Annotated in this window: 14 protein-coding genes; 3 read left to right on the top strand and 11 right to left on the bottom strand. The window is 36.8% G+C overall.

The genetic code is table 11. The annotated features are described in order from the left end of the window. Positions 1-229 precede the first annotated feature (229 nt). Positions 230-1,360 carry a CamS family sex pheromone protein gene (locus ACHZEU_RS06915; RefSeq protein WP_081011057.1) on the top strand — a complete coding sequence of 377 codons (1,131 nt, stop codon included), beginning with the start codon at positions 230-232 and terminating at the stop codon, positions 1,358-1,360. Between the two features lie 31 nt (positions 1,361-1,391). On the opposite strand, the gene ACHZEU_RS06910 is transcribed toward ACHZEU_RS06915, so the two are convergent. Further along, positions 1,392-1,862 (bottom strand): hypothetical protein, encoded by a 471-nt coding sequence (locus ACHZEU_RS06910; protein WP_054550673.1) that lies wholly within the window; start codon positions 1,860-1,862, stop codon positions 1,392-1,394. 220 nt (positions 1,863-2,082) lie between these two features. Between ACHZEU_RS06910 and ACHZEU_RS06905 the strand changes: the two genes are divergently transcribed. After that, positions 2,083-3,345 carry an NtaA/DmoA family FMN-dependent monooxygenase gene (locus ACHZEU_RS06905; protein ID WP_279496440.1) on the top strand — a complete coding sequence of 421 codons (1,263 nt, stop codon included), beginning with the start codon at positions 2,083-2,085 and terminating at the stop codon, positions 3,343-3,345. A 34-nt stretch (positions 3,346-3,379) separates the two neighbouring features. On the opposite strand, the gene ACHZEU_RS06900 is transcribed toward ACHZEU_RS06905, so the two are convergent. From ACHZEU_RS06900 to ACHZEU_RS06890, 3 genes are all read right to left on the bottom strand, one after another. After that, on the bottom strand, positions 3,380-4,306 hold the full coding sequence (locus ACHZEU_RS06900; protein ID WP_279494377.1) for a TIGR03943 family putative permease subunit: 927 nt from the start codon (positions 4,304-4,306) through the stop codon (positions 3,380-3,382). 11 nt (positions 4,307-4,317) lie between these two features. Further along, complete coding sequence (locus tag ACHZEU_RS06895) at positions 4,318-5,316, bottom strand: permease (protein WP_279494378.1); 999 nt, start codon at positions 5,314-5,316, stop codon at positions 4,318-4,320. A 134-nt stretch (positions 5,317-5,450) separates the two neighbouring features. Further along, the gene (locus tag ACHZEU_RS06890) at positions 5,451-6,632 is read right to left on the bottom strand and encodes an AraC family transcriptional regulator (RefSeq protein WP_404804273.1); all 1,182 of its coding nucleotides are present in this window, start codon (positions 6,630-6,632) and stop codon (positions 5,451-5,453) included. 164 nt (positions 6,633-6,796) lie between these two features. On the opposite strand from ACHZEU_RS06890, the gene ACHZEU_RS06885 reads away from it, so the two are divergent. Further along, positions 6,797-7,555, top strand: a complete 759-nt coding sequence (locus ACHZEU_RS06885) for an SDR family NAD(P)-dependent oxidoreductase (RefSeq protein WP_404804272.1) — start codon at positions 6,797-6,799, stop codon at positions 7,553-7,555. Positions 7,556-7,614: 59 nt separating this feature from the next. Here ACHZEU_RS06885 and ACHZEU_RS06880 read toward each other — a convergent pair whose 3' ends face one another. From ACHZEU_RS06880 to ACHZEU_RS06850, 7 genes are all read right to left on the bottom strand, one after another. After that, on the bottom strand, positions 7,615-9,276 hold the full coding sequence (locus ACHZEU_RS06880; RefSeq protein WP_404804271.1) for a methyl-accepting chemotaxis protein: 1,662 nt from the start codon (positions 9,274-9,276) through the stop codon (positions 7,615-7,617). Next, the gene (locus ACHZEU_RS06875) at positions 9,273-10,259 is read right to left on the bottom strand and encodes a BMP family protein (RefSeq protein ID WP_115673461.1); all 987 of its coding nucleotides are present in this window, start codon (positions 10,257-10,259) and stop codon (positions 9,273-9,275) included. The genes ACHZEU_RS06880 and ACHZEU_RS06875 overlap by 4 nt, the downstream gene beginning before the upstream one ends. A gap of 252 nt (positions 10,260-10,511) precedes the next feature. After that, positions 10,512-11,780 carry a PTS ascorbate transporter subunit IIC gene (locus tag ACHZEU_RS06870; protein WP_404804270.1) on the bottom strand — a complete coding sequence of 423 codons (1,269 nt, stop codon included), beginning with the start codon at positions 11,778-11,780 and terminating at the stop codon, positions 10,512-10,514. A 33-nt stretch (positions 11,781-11,813) separates the two neighbouring features. Continuing rightward, complete coding sequence (locus tag ACHZEU_RS06865) at positions 11,814-12,077, bottom strand: PTS sugar transporter subunit IIB (protein WP_004232490.1); 264 nt, start codon at positions 12,075-12,077, stop codon at positions 11,814-11,816. Next, positions 12,074-12,532 carry a PTS sugar transporter subunit IIA gene (locus tag ACHZEU_RS06860; RefSeq protein ID WP_404804269.1) on the bottom strand — a complete coding sequence of 153 codons (459 nt, stop codon included), beginning with the start codon at positions 12,530-12,532 and terminating at the stop codon, positions 12,074-12,076. Before ACHZEU_RS06860 ends, ACHZEU_RS06865 begins: the two co-directional genes overlap by 4 nt. A gap of 61 nt (positions 12,533-12,593) precedes the next feature. Then, complete coding sequence (locus tag ACHZEU_RS06855) at positions 12,594-13,295, bottom strand: LysR substrate-binding domain-containing protein (protein WP_404804268.1); 702 nt, start codon at positions 13,293-13,295, stop codon at positions 12,594-12,596. Between the two features lie 33 nt (positions 13,296-13,328). Then, entirely contained in the window at positions 13,329-13,505 is a 177-nt protein-coding gene (locus ACHZEU_RS06850; RefSeq protein ID WP_404804267.1) for a LysR family transcriptional regulator, read from the bottom strand. Positions 13,506-13,513 lie beyond the last annotated feature (8 nt).

Raw genomic sequence — 13,513 nt, 5'->3', positions numbered from 1 at the left:
AAACCCGCTCTTAAAAGTGTGAGAGCCACTCCACTGTAGTGAAAAACCCACTCATTAGCAGTTGAAAGTAGTAAGACCTATGTTCGAGAAAACGAGCATAGGTCTTTTTTGATTATCAGATAGGTAAATGGGGAGATTTGTAAATATATAATGTTTTATTTTGGTAAATTTGGTATCGTTGAATGAGATAATTTATCAAATGATACATAGTATGCAAGGAGAAATAGCAATGAAAAAAAGAAGCTTTATGTTATTTTTATTCGCACCAATATTGATTTTAGCATCTTGTAGTAGTGAGGATAAAAGTGTTACTGCTAATGAGAAAAAGTATATTTCATCGATACAGAAAAAGGAGGTCTATGAGATTCAACAGCCTGCAAAAGTCAATATTGCTAGAGGTTCAATCATCAATAATATGAATAACGCTTTAAATATTAATGAAATTGAAAGAGGGCTCATGAATTTATCGGTGAATCATTTCTCAACTGACAAGTTTTATATGCAGGAAGGTCAATATCTCGAAGAGAAAATGATCAGCCAATGGTTAAGTAGAAAAACAGATGAAGGTATTGGGTTAAATCCAGCCATTGAAACTAGAAGTGACAATGTGCTAGAGGATGAAAAAAAGTATCCTTTGATTCTCTCACATGTGTTAGAACAAAATTTTATTAATAAAGAAAATAACAAAGTAGAGGGACTATCGATCGCGATCTCGTTAAATGAATTTTATGATATACGAGTTTCCGATGCCAATGGTTTAATTTACACAGGCCAAGTGAAAGTAGACCAAAATGATGATGATATCAACGATGTTAAAAATTATGGGAAGGAAGTAGCTAAAAGGATTCTTGAGGATATTAGAAAAAATGAAAAATATCCGAGAGTCCCTATTTATTTAACTTTATATCAAGAATCTAATATAAACGATATTATTCCAGGCATATTTTTAGCTGAAACCTTTATTCCTAAAGATACAGATACCATAACAAAATGGTTTGATATAGATAAAAAGCATTATATATTCCCATCAGATGCTTTATATAGTTTGGACCAAAATATGTATAATAAATTATTAATTTTTAAAGAGGATATTCAAGGTGGATTTAAACATTTAAATCCTAAAATCATGGGAAAACTTCGTTATGAAGATGGCAAATTAACAGATATTAATCTAGAAATACACGTACCACTGGTTAATGATATTGAATTAATTGGCTTGTTACAGCTCACTAGTACAAAAATAAATACAATTTTATTTGACTATATCCCCATCACCATTCGGGTAATCGATCAGAAGCAGGATGTTGGAATTGTTCTCTGGGACCCAACGGAAAAACAAATTTTTGCATCACCTATTTGAATAGAAAAAAGCTAAAGGGTGAAGCTCCATATTAAATTTCGTAACTTGTATTTATATCTACTGTAATTGAAGAACCATCATTATTATCAAATTTCATGAACCATTGACCAGCTTGGCTTGCATCCAACTCGTAAGTTGAAGTAAATGATTGTCCAGATTTAATGATCTCTCCGTCTATCCAAACCGTTCCATTAGGTGCAGTTAATATAAACCTAATAGATTGTGAGCTGTTATTTTTCACATAAATTTGAATTGTATCAGTGCCATTACTAGGTGCTTTAAAATTAAAGCTCATCGAACCCTGACCAGTTGGAAAGGTAGAAGACGTTGTAAGAAGAGAATCATCACTTTTTTCAGCTGTGGGGGTAGAATAAGATTCCTCAGCAGAAGCACCAAGGTTCGGCGGAATAGATGGTTGGAGTATAGGATCTTCTATAAAAGATGCTCCACCAATTGGAAATATAAAAAGAGTAACTATAAATAAAGAGGTAAATTTTCTCATGATTCCTCCGCTTAAATATTTTTGAATTATCTCAATAATACCTTTATTTAACTTTATAGTAAATATTAGTTTGGTTGCTTATTTTTCATTTGTTAGAGGACCTTCAAAAACTTAATAGACATTCATTGCAATCTCTGCCATGAATGATTATTATGAAAATGATAATCGTTATCAATTAAAAAGAAGGAGAGTAGCAATGAAAAGACACCTTATTATTGGAATGCATTTAGCTGTTTACGGTAATCATGGCAAACAGGGTGCCTTGATAGAAGAACATATTGCATTTGCGCAGCGTGCTGAAGCAGCGAAATTAGATTTTGTATTTAAGGCGGATTATTTAACAGCTCATCCAGAATTAATGGCTAAAATGAAAGGAACAGTTGGCTTAGACCCTAACTTTTTAATGGCGATGGTGGCAAGAGAAACGAAACAGATTGGCTTAGTAACAACGATTTCCACATCCTTTACGCCACCTTATCTGATTGCGCGTCAATTGCAGTCCTTAAATTGGATTAGCGAAGGACGAGTTGGATGGAATATCGTAACCTCTATAGATGGCGCCCATAATTTCAGCAATGAGCCCATGCCTTCTTCCGAGGAGCGTTATGCTAAAGCGGCAGAATGTACAGCGGTGGTCAAGCAGCTATGGCATAGTTATCCCTATGAAACATTAGAAATGGATGGGAATTTAGAGAAAATAAAAGAGCTTGTTAAGCCAATTGAGTATGAAGGAGAATTTTTCCATATAAAAGGTCCCTTAAATCTCCCAATGCATCCAGCAGGAGAGATTCCACTCTTCCAAGCAGGAGCGTCGGATGTTGGGCGGCAATTTGCGGCTACTGTTTCCAATGCGATTTTTGCGGCTACACCAGTCATGGAGGTGGGTATTGAGATGCGTAATGATTTGCGTCAGCAGGCTATAGAAGTAGGTCGTTCAGCCGACGATATTCGCTTATTACCCGGACTCTATTTCTTTATAGGGGATACATATGAAGAAGCACTCGAAATGCACCGACAAGCACATGCACATTTAACACTTGAGCGGCGCTACAGTGCTTTAGAATCTGTGATTGGCATGGATGTTCGTCATTTGGCACTTGAAGATCAGGTAACGATTGATATGCTGCCATCAAAAGATCAACAAGTACGTAGTAAAACACATGCAGATTTGGTACGTCGTTATATTGTAAACAATGAACCAACAGTCGCAGTATTGTTAGCACGCCCAGAGGTAATTGGCTCAGCCCACCTTGTAGCAATCGGTACACCACAGGATATTGTCGATCAAATCGTTACTTTTTATGAAGAGGGTGCATTGGATGGCTTTATTGCCATACCAGGCGGACCTGCGAAATCTTTGGATTTGTTCTTTAGCGACGTTATTCCCATGTTAGTAGAGCGGGGGTTATTCAGAGCTGAATATGAAGGTAGCACATTACGTTCCCATTTAGGCTTAGATGTGCAATCCCCTATTAATAGCTGAAAAAGGGCAAGCCATAAGCTTTGCCCTTTTATTGCTAGAAACTCATTCGAATATTAATAGGATAAAGATAAGGTGATTCAGGTTGTTCGATTGTTACCCAATCATCAATATGGATAACAGGTAAGCTTGCACCTTCATATGTTGTTTGACTAATTGTACCGACCACTTCAATCCATGTATCTTCTGTGAGTGTAGGAGCGTCCGAAAACTCTGTCAGAAAGCCGACGATACTGGCATCGGCGACGCAATGCGTAATAAGAAATCTTGAAATCACTAGTTGCTTTTCTGTAAAATTTTCTTCTTTTAAAACAAAGCCCTTCAACTGTATTTTCTTCCCCAAATAGTTAGCCAAATTTTGATTAATTTCTTCATAATAAATCGTGTAGTCCTCATCGGTCATTTTTAGCATGGATTGTTGGGATAGCTGTTGCTTTAATTGCTCATATTGTTTTTTTGTCATTTCCTGTTTTTCCTCTGTCAGTCGGGGATCAGCTTCATGTTCATCATAGATGTTTTCATCAATCGTTTCATTTGAAGTGAGGTAATCCTCTATTTTAGATGATTGATTTTGCTGGGTGAGAATAAATGCACCACCTTTTTTATCAGCGATGGATGCATCTAAAATTTTTGCTGGCACCAAGAAGCCTGTCATTATTGGTGTCATGATAATGAGGTAGGCTATCATTTTTTTTCGGGTAAAGGCTGTGTGACCATGGTCGTGATGGGAGCAGCATGCTTGTCCCGTTTGATCACATGAATGAGGAACCTTTGAAAAAGATATAATTCTTGTCACTTGAACAAGAAATAGTATAAAAAATAAAATGGCGGCTGTTTTACTCAGCCCTTCATATTTAGGGTTGATAAATTTTGTTAGTTCTCCGGTCCAATGTAGGTTGGCAATCATAGCCGAAAAGGCGAGTAACATGAAGGCTCTTAGCGCTTGTTGAACGTGAAATTTCATGGTTTTCCCCCTTAGAGATACGCTGAAAGAATCCATATACTAATGTAGACAACTGTAGCCACTAAGGCGATTAACCAAAAAACAAATTTTAAACGAAATACGCTCATCAACATAATGGTATTTTTCAAATCGATCATAGGGCCAAAAATAAGAAAGGCTAGAATGGATGGAGTGGAGAAAATAGCACTAAAGGATGCGCCAATAAAGGCATCTGCCTCAGAGCAAAGTGACAGAATGAAGGCTAAGCCCATCATAACTAGAATGGAGGAGGGTTCACCTTCTCCAATGGCTACGAGTGTTTTGGTAGATATATAGGTTTGTACAAAGGCAGCTAAAAATGCCCCGATAATTAAGTATTTACCCATATCAAAAAATTCATCGATGGCATGTTTGACCATATTTAATAATTTGGTGAAGAAGGATGTTTGTTGACTAGGGATTGTTAATGAGTAGGGCTGTAAAGAGCTCTTAAATTGGGAGCCTTTAAAAAATAAGCTGATAAGTAATGCTACTACAATAGCGATGACAAAGCCAACAAGCATTCGAAGGCTCGCTATTCTTAAATCATTTCCAAATGCCATATAAGTAGAAAGAATAACAACGGGATTAATAAGTGGACCAGTTAACATAAAGCCTATAGCTGCATGTATAGGTACGCCTTTGACAATCAATCTTCTAACAATCGGAACAATCCCACATTCACAGGCTGGAAATAATGCACCTACAAGACAACTCATGATAACTGCCATCACAGGGTTTCGGGGAATCCACCTTTGGATATGTTCCTCTGTTATAAAAATCTGAATAAAGCCAGCAATCAGTATTCCAATTAAGACAAATGGTAATGCTTCAATTAAAATACTTAAAAATATCGTATTTAAATTGAGTAGAGAGGAACTAAGGTCGTTTAGAGCTGAGACGTTGAATAACAGTAGTTGTAGCATGCCTAGGAATAAAATGAAGAGCAACCAAAAATTCAATACATATTTAGAAAAATGGAGACGTTCCACATAGACCTCCTTAAAGTGTAATGGTTACGTTTTAATTCAAGATATGACATAGATGATATTGTTAGTACTTCAAAAAAGGAAAGAGAAAGTAAAAATTGATTTCTACCATCCTTTTACTTTCCCTCTATATCGAATTATTTATGAGAATACTTAGTTCTATATTGTTTAGGGGTAATTCCCGTAAATTTTTTGAAAACTTTAATGAAATAGCTTTGATCTGTGAAATTAAGTAATGAACCGATGTCTAGGATTGGATAGTTGGTAAATGTTAAGAGTTTTTTCGCCTCATCAATCCTTTGCTGCTGAATATATTCACTAAAGGAAGTACCTACTTCCTTTTTAAATAAGGAGGAAAGATAATTGGGGCTTAGGTGGCAAATTGCTGAAAGCTGGTCGAGTGTTAGATCCCCATACAACTCATTTTCAATAAAATGGATACAGGTAGTAATGGGTCCAGAATACTTCATTGTATTTGCCTGTGATACACGGCTTGTATAGTCGTAAATAGCTTCCTCCATTAACGAAAGAATTTCGATTAAACTGTTTTGATCTTCTAGCTTTTGAATGTAAAAATCATTTAATGTAAAGGCTGTTTCTTCATTTAAACCACCCTCAATTGCTGCACGGCAAATAAGTGCAATGCCTGTAATCATCAAATATTGAACACTTCTTAAATTATTGCGTTTTGATAGTATTCCAAGTTCTGCTTGCTCAACAATGGAATAATTCAAAACTTCATTTAGTTTCTCTATACGCCCATTTTTCACATTGTCTAACAATATTTTTTCATAGTAAAGATTTGTATGAACAATATCATTTCTTCTTGCATAGGAGAGCTCAAGCGTAGTATTTTCCTCATGACGAATGAGAGGTCTTAATGCTTGGTTGTGATAAATGACAGCAGATTTATTTAATTTCCTTTGATAGATGGCGTAATACACAAATAAACTAATGGCTAAACTTTGTTGATAATGAAGAATAGGAATCAGCTCTTGATTAACACTTGTCTTTATGTCTTCCACTTCTGGAGAAAGGGAAGGGCCAACTACAATTGCACCTAAATATTGATCCTCTTGCTGCACATTAATATAGAAAAAATTAAMCTCAGCATAAGAGAAAAAAATTGGATAGGCATTAGAATCTTTATGGTAAGGATATGTTTTCAACTGTTCCTTTAAAGAAATGTAAGATGGATTATTTGTTGATGAATAGTCAAAGATTATTTTTCCTAATGAATTAATATAAGTGACTGGAAGATGATGTGTTTCATAGATTAATTGGCTGATGTATTGAAGATCAATAGTGTTAATTTTCATGTTCCTACACTCCAGTTCGTAATAATTCTATTAAAATGTAAGCATTTACATTTTTATTGGATAGACATTGAGAAAGTACTATTTTGTGTAGAATAATACAATAAATAAAGGAGAAGTAGCAATAAAATAGACAGTGACTTTAAAATGTTAGGGAGGAATAGAAGATGGATCTTTTGAATAAAATTGCAGTTGTAACAGGCGCAGGAAGCGGAATTGGAAGAGCTAGCAGCTTGAAACTTGCTAGCAATGGTGCAAAAGTGGTGGTAGTGGATTTCAACAAAGAAACAGGGGAAGAAACAGTAAGCTTGATTAGAGAACAAGGCGGGGAAGGTATTTTCGTTCAGGCAGACGTTTCAAAAAGTGAAGACGTTCAGAAATATGTCAATACTGCTGTTGATACGTACGGACGTATTGATGTATTTTTCAATAATGCTGGGGTTATTCAGAAAATTTCTCCGCTAACAGAGATTGAAGATGCAGAATATGACCGTATTATGTCAATTAATGTGAAGGGTGTATTCCTTGGCTTAAAATATGTTTTAAAAGTAATGGAGGGACAAGGAAGCGGTTCAATTATAAATACAGCTTCTACAGCAGGAGTTCGCAGTGAGCACAGTATGGCTGTCTATTCTGCAAGTAAGCATGCAGTAGTGGGTTTAACAAAATCAGCTTCTTTGGAGTATGTAAAAAAAGGTATTCGGATCAATGGTATCTGTCCAGGAGGAGTAGAAACGGCATTAACAAACAGTGTAACTGCGATGTTTGAAACAGGTGGCTATGTGCCAGAGGAGATTCCAAATATGAGAATGGGACGCTATGCAAAACCAGAGGAATTAGCAGAAATGGTAGTATACCTAGCATCGGACAAAGCAAGCTATATGACAGGCTCTATTGTGTTAGTAGATGGTGGTTTAACTTTATAATGAAAGAAGAAATCCAGTGAATCATTTCACTGGATTTTTTGCGGTAATGAATCGAATCGCTATAGGGTGAATTTTTTGAGCTCATTCATCAACGTATTAGTCATAGCTTCAAGATCGTCTATCTTAGCACTAATTTTTTGGAAGGAAAGTAGCTGTTCTTGCGTTGATGCCGATATTTCTTCTGTGCCAGCAGCAGTTTCTTCTGTAATAGCAGAAATATTTTCAATGGTACTATTTACTTGCTGGCTCATTTCATTCGTTTGTGCCATTTCTCTTGTGAGGTTTTGTAAATCGCGATGGATATTTGTTATGTGCATGGTAATAACAGAGAATGATTGTTCTGTCTCTACCATGGATTGAGATTGCTCATTTGACAGCAGATAACCTCTTTCAGCCGTAGTAAGGATGTGCGTAATGCCATCTTGAATATGCGAGACCATTGAAGTGATTAAATTCGTAGCATTCTCCGTTTCAGAAGAGAGCTTTTTAACCTCCTCGGCAACAATGGCAAACCCTTTGCCTGCTTCTCCAGCTCTTGCAGCCTCGATAGCAGCATTTAGTGCTAATAAATTTGTTTGGCTAGCAWTCGTATGGACAGCATTGGCTGCGCCWTCAATTTCCGAAGTGAATTGAGAAAATTGAGTTACAGCTTCCTTAATATCAAGTGATGTGGTTGAAATATCCTTTGYAWTGGAAGATTGTTTTTCTAATGAATATTGACCATTWTGAACAGCCTCCAGAGCTTGTTTACCAGTGTCAGCCGATTGCTCACTTGTACGCATTACATCCCTAAATTGATCTGCCATATTATTCATTTGGAGTGCCACTGATTGAATGTCTTCTGACATCGTATAGCTGCCTTTTGCTAATTCGTCGGTTGAGGTAGCGACTTGATTACTACTTTCATGAATATTGTTCATATGGCTCGTCACTTCTTGTGTAAACAAATTAACATCCTTTCCAATATTATCAATGGATTGTACAGTACTTTTTAAATTATTCATCATGTCTGCAAAGCTTTTTGTTAATTGATCAATCTCATATCGACTGTATGCTTGATAGGAAAGGGTAGAAGTATCCATTGTTAAGTTTCCTGTTGCTGCAGCCTGTGCGCAATCTACAATCTGATTAATGGGTTTGGTAATTCTTTTCGCAGCTACATAGGAATAAAGTATCGTAGCAATAATTAATAGCACACTACCTATGATGGTAGAGGTTGTAATGAAACCTATTTTTTGCTTCGTTACTTGGATCATTTCTTGATACCATTCGTTCGTTTCTTTTTTGAGCAAATACATATCGTTTAAAATTCCTTTAATTCTGATGGACTGCTTTTTAATTTCAGAGCGATTGTTTTCTTGAAACCCGCTTTCAGTCGCCTTTTCTAGATTTTCAAATTTACTAGCTATTTTTTCGACGATTGTCTGATGTTCAGGTATTCTCGTTAGGGAGGCTAATGCATCTAAATTACTTTTTGTTTCTTGTAAAATAGCGAGCGCTTCGTTTTTATTGGCTTCACTATCCAGGTAGGTAAAATTATTTAAAGATTGGCTGGCAACAACTAAACTTTGCTCTAGTTCTTTCACTGTAAGTAAAAGTTTCGTATCATCCTGTGCTGTTGTTTGGATCGTGAATGTTTGTATGATAATAAAGCCGATCATAGCCATAGCCAATACGATTGGAATCAATGTGTTCATAAATAATTTCTTACGTAGTGTCACTGGTCATTCCTCTTTTCCGCAGTAACTTTTATCGTACCTGAAATAATGGCTTCTTTCGCTTTTTCGATAGCAGTCTGTTGCTCAGCTGTCAGTTGAATTACACGAATATCTGCTAGTCCCACACCCTGATCCGCTAAACCTAATGCAAAGGATTTTTCTGTAATTTTACCATTTTCTACTAATGTCTTAGCGAGTTGATAGACGGCTAGATCAACATTTTTAAGCATGGATGTGACAACTGTTTTTTCGGCAACAAAAAACTGATCGATATCAACACCTGCTGCATAGATCCCCATTTCCTCTGCCTTTTTTATCGCCCCAAAGCCAGTAAAGCCTGCTGCATGGTAAATAAAATCAACGTTATTTTTGATATACCTTTCTGCTATTGCTGCACCAGCCTGGGTATCGTCAAAGGTACCAGCATAGTCACTCATAATTTCAATCGATGGCTGTACATAACGTGCCCCTTCGATAAAACCATTTTCAAAGTGATGGATAACAGGAGCATCTGCTCCACCAATAAAGCCAACTTTTCCTGTTTTACTTGTCATAGCGGCAATCATGCCAACTAAAAAGCTACCTTCTTGTTCTTTAAAGGTAATCGAAATGATGTTGTTAATATCAGATTGCCCGTCAATCAGTATAAATTGCTGAGAGGGATTTTGTTTTGCAGTCTTTTCTAGTGCTTCTTGTACAGAGAACCCGAGACCAATGATGATATCATATTTTTCTGCTACAAGTTCATTCAGCTTTTCCTCGTATTTACCATCAGGAGCCTCTTTGTAATCAAACAAAATGCCTAGCTCATCGCGCGCTTTTTCTAAGCCTTTAAAAGCGGAATCATTAAATGATTCATCGCCTAGTCCTGCATCTGATAGTAAAATTCCTATCTTATATCCTTCAGTTGATGTTTCTGTCGGTGCTGAGGAACAGCCTGCTATCAACAGAGTGATCAAAAGAAAACTAGTGAATAATTTCTTCAAATTTTGTGTACCTCCTGTTGTGTATAAAATATATATCGGCAAAAACTTAATATTTTTAGTCTGATGTCAGACATCCGTGCAAAAAATTTTTAGGATGTCTAAGAATAATGAATCATTTCTATATACGTCATTTTTTTTTAATATGATGCTAGATTACTGATCACCGAATTGATCTACAAAGGAGGTCGTCGCACGTCTTGTATGTACAGCACTATAAAAGCCTAACGCAAATAGCGTCAGGCTTTATATGTTCTAAACAGCGCCGAATAATTTTAATAAATTAATAATAATAATGCCGATTACCCCAAAGTCTGAATCACCGAAGGTTGTGCCCTCATAGCCAATGTCTCCCATAAAGATAAGGAGTATGGCTGGAATAAAGCTAATTAATAAACCATTGGCAAAGGCTCCGGACATCGCACCAATTCTACCGCCAGTAGCATTTCCAAAGACMCCCGCCGCAGCAVCTGTGAAGAAATGTGGAACAAGACCTGGTACGATGACTTTTAGTCCGATGAAGGGGAGTATAAACATGGAAACCAGCCCTGCTATAAAACTAAAAATGAAACCAATAATAACGGCATTTGGTGCAAAAGGAAAGATGGTTGGACAATCAAGTGCTGGTTTTGTGTTTGGTACAAGCTTATCTGCAATGCCTTTGAAGGCTGGAATAATTTCAGCAATTAACATCCGTACACCTGCTAAAATAATATAAACACCCGCTGCAAATGTAATCGCTTGCATAATAGCGAAAATAATAAAATTTGAGCCAGCTGATAATTGTGACTCAATATAGGAAGGGCCAGCAAAAAGGGCAACAATTACAAAGAACACACTCATTGTTAAGGAAATAGCAACTGAGGTATCTCGTAAAAAGCCTAATGCTTTCGGAACCTGTATATCTTCTGTGGATTTCATTTTATTACCAAAGAGCTTACCAATCTTTGCAGAAACATAATAGCCAACACTGCCAAAGTGACCAACAGCAAAGTCATTACTCCCTGTTATTTGTCGAACTGTCGGCTGTAAAATGGCAGGGAACACGACCATACAAAGTCCAAGAATGATAGACCCAACAAGAATAAGAGGTGTACCACTCATCCCTCCAACTGATAATGAAGCGGCGATTAAACAAGCCATAAATAATGTATGATGTCCAGTTAAAAAGATATATTTTAATGGCGTAAATCGCGCAAATAGTAGATTCATAATCATACCAAATACCATGATTAGTGCAGTAGCTGTACCAAAATTAGTCTGAGCAGCTGCCACGATGGCCTCATTGTTAGGAATGACTCCTTGTACTTGAAAGGCATGATCGAACATTTTACTAAAATGATCTAAAGAGCCAATTAAGACAGTGGCACCAGCTCCGAGGATGACAAAGCCCATTATCGTTTTTAATGTACCTGACAGAACAGTGGAACTTGATTTTTTTTGAATAAGTAAACCAATAAAAGCGAATAGGCCGACTAATATAGCTGGTGTTCCTAAAATGTCATGCATGATAACATCTAACATACCAACACCTCATCCTATCCAAATTTTTAATGCTTAAAGCAACGGTTCAAGCTTTTCTTTTATTTCTGAAATACTCATCATATTTACGATGCTCACAATGATTCCTTTGTCTTTCGCTAATTCATTCACGATATCTGCTGCCCCTAAATAAATATCTGCTTTCTCCGCCTTGGCAGACGCTAAATCTGTATGCGTTACCTCTGCATCTTTCCCCAATACTTCTAATGCTTTTTTAACATTCAATTCTAAAATAAAGCTACTTCCTAAACCGCTCCCACACACGACTAAAATTTTCATTCTGTTGACTCCTTTGTCGTATATTGTTTGATTTTCTCCCATATCATGTCCGCATGTTGACAGGCGATTAGGTCATCAATCTGATCGGGTTCTTGTAAGACTAATGCCAAATCAGCCAACACCTGTAGATGTGAAGCATTGTCAATGGCAGCTAGCACAATCAGTAGGTAGACAGGCTGATTAGGGCTAAAAAAAACAGGCTTTTGTAATCGTAGCAAGCTTATGGCTAGTTCAAGAACCCCATCAGATGGCCGTGCATGAGGAATGGCTACTTTGGGTGTGATGACAACGTAAGGACCATAGTATTCAATAGATTGAATCATGGCTTCGACATAGCGCTGTTCAATTTTGTGTTGTTGTACTAATGGGCTAGCCGCTAAATGGATTGCTTCTTGCCATGATCGGACAAAGTTTGCAAGCTGTATACAATCTTTTGTCAACAGCTTGGTTAGCAAGGACAACCCTCCTTTCATAAAAATATCTTCCCATTCCATGTTATTACGACTGTATGTGGAATTATGTCATCGTAGAAGACATTTTTAATTGCTTTGCTATTTCATAAACCGACATTTTGACAAATTCATCCTTTTTATGATCTAAGCGCGTTTTCGGATAAATCAATTGAATTTTTCTATTTAGTGTTACATCATGTAGATCTTTCTTCAGCAGTACACCTGATTTTAATTCTTCTTCTATTAAGGAAACAGATAGAAACGCCAAGTTTTTGCCAAAGGTCAGCATCTTTTTAATCGTGCTCACAGAATCCAGCTCAATTGTGTAAATAGAAGGCTGAAATGGGTCCATCCACTTTTCAATGAAGTGATTCGTGGAGCTAGAGGATGTATGCAACAATAGCTTGTACTTAAGAATATCTTCTTTGGTGATGTCTTTTTGTGCTGCTAGCTCGTGAGATGGGCTGAATGCCAATATAAGTGCATCTTCACCGATTGTTTCGTMATGAAGTAAAGGATTTTCCTGCTTAGTCTCCATGATGAGCCCGAAATCTAATTCTTGTAGTGCTACCTTTTTTTCAATTTCAGGTGCTKTTTTTACTTCTAATGAAWTGCGAATCTCAKGATAGGTCGTTGAAACTTGWTGAWTTWAATCTGGCATAAAAATATGGGCAGGTAAGCCACTCGCCCCTAGTCGTAATGAACCGATATGGCCTGCTAAAAGATTTTCAATAAAACGATCCATATCCTTTTGAAGTTGAACCATTTGACGAGCGTAATGATACACACCTTCGCCCGCTTATTTTAAACGGTATCCTCCAGCATTTGTTCGAAATAAATGAATACCGTATTCCTCCTCTATAGAGCGAATATGAAATGATACGGTGGGGGCTGTAATGCCAAGTGCTTTGGCGACAGGGGCTAATTTTTTTAATTCTACAAGTAAGCAAAATGCCTGTAATTTACTATTGTTCATTTTATCCT

It is taken from the genome of Lysinibacillus sp. S1, assembly GCF_044986265.1.
GTDB lineage: Bacteria > Bacillota > Bacilli > Bacillales_A > Planococcaceae > Lysinibacillus > Lysinibacillus capsici.
This window is presented reverse-complemented; position numbering and strand designations above follow the sequence as displayed.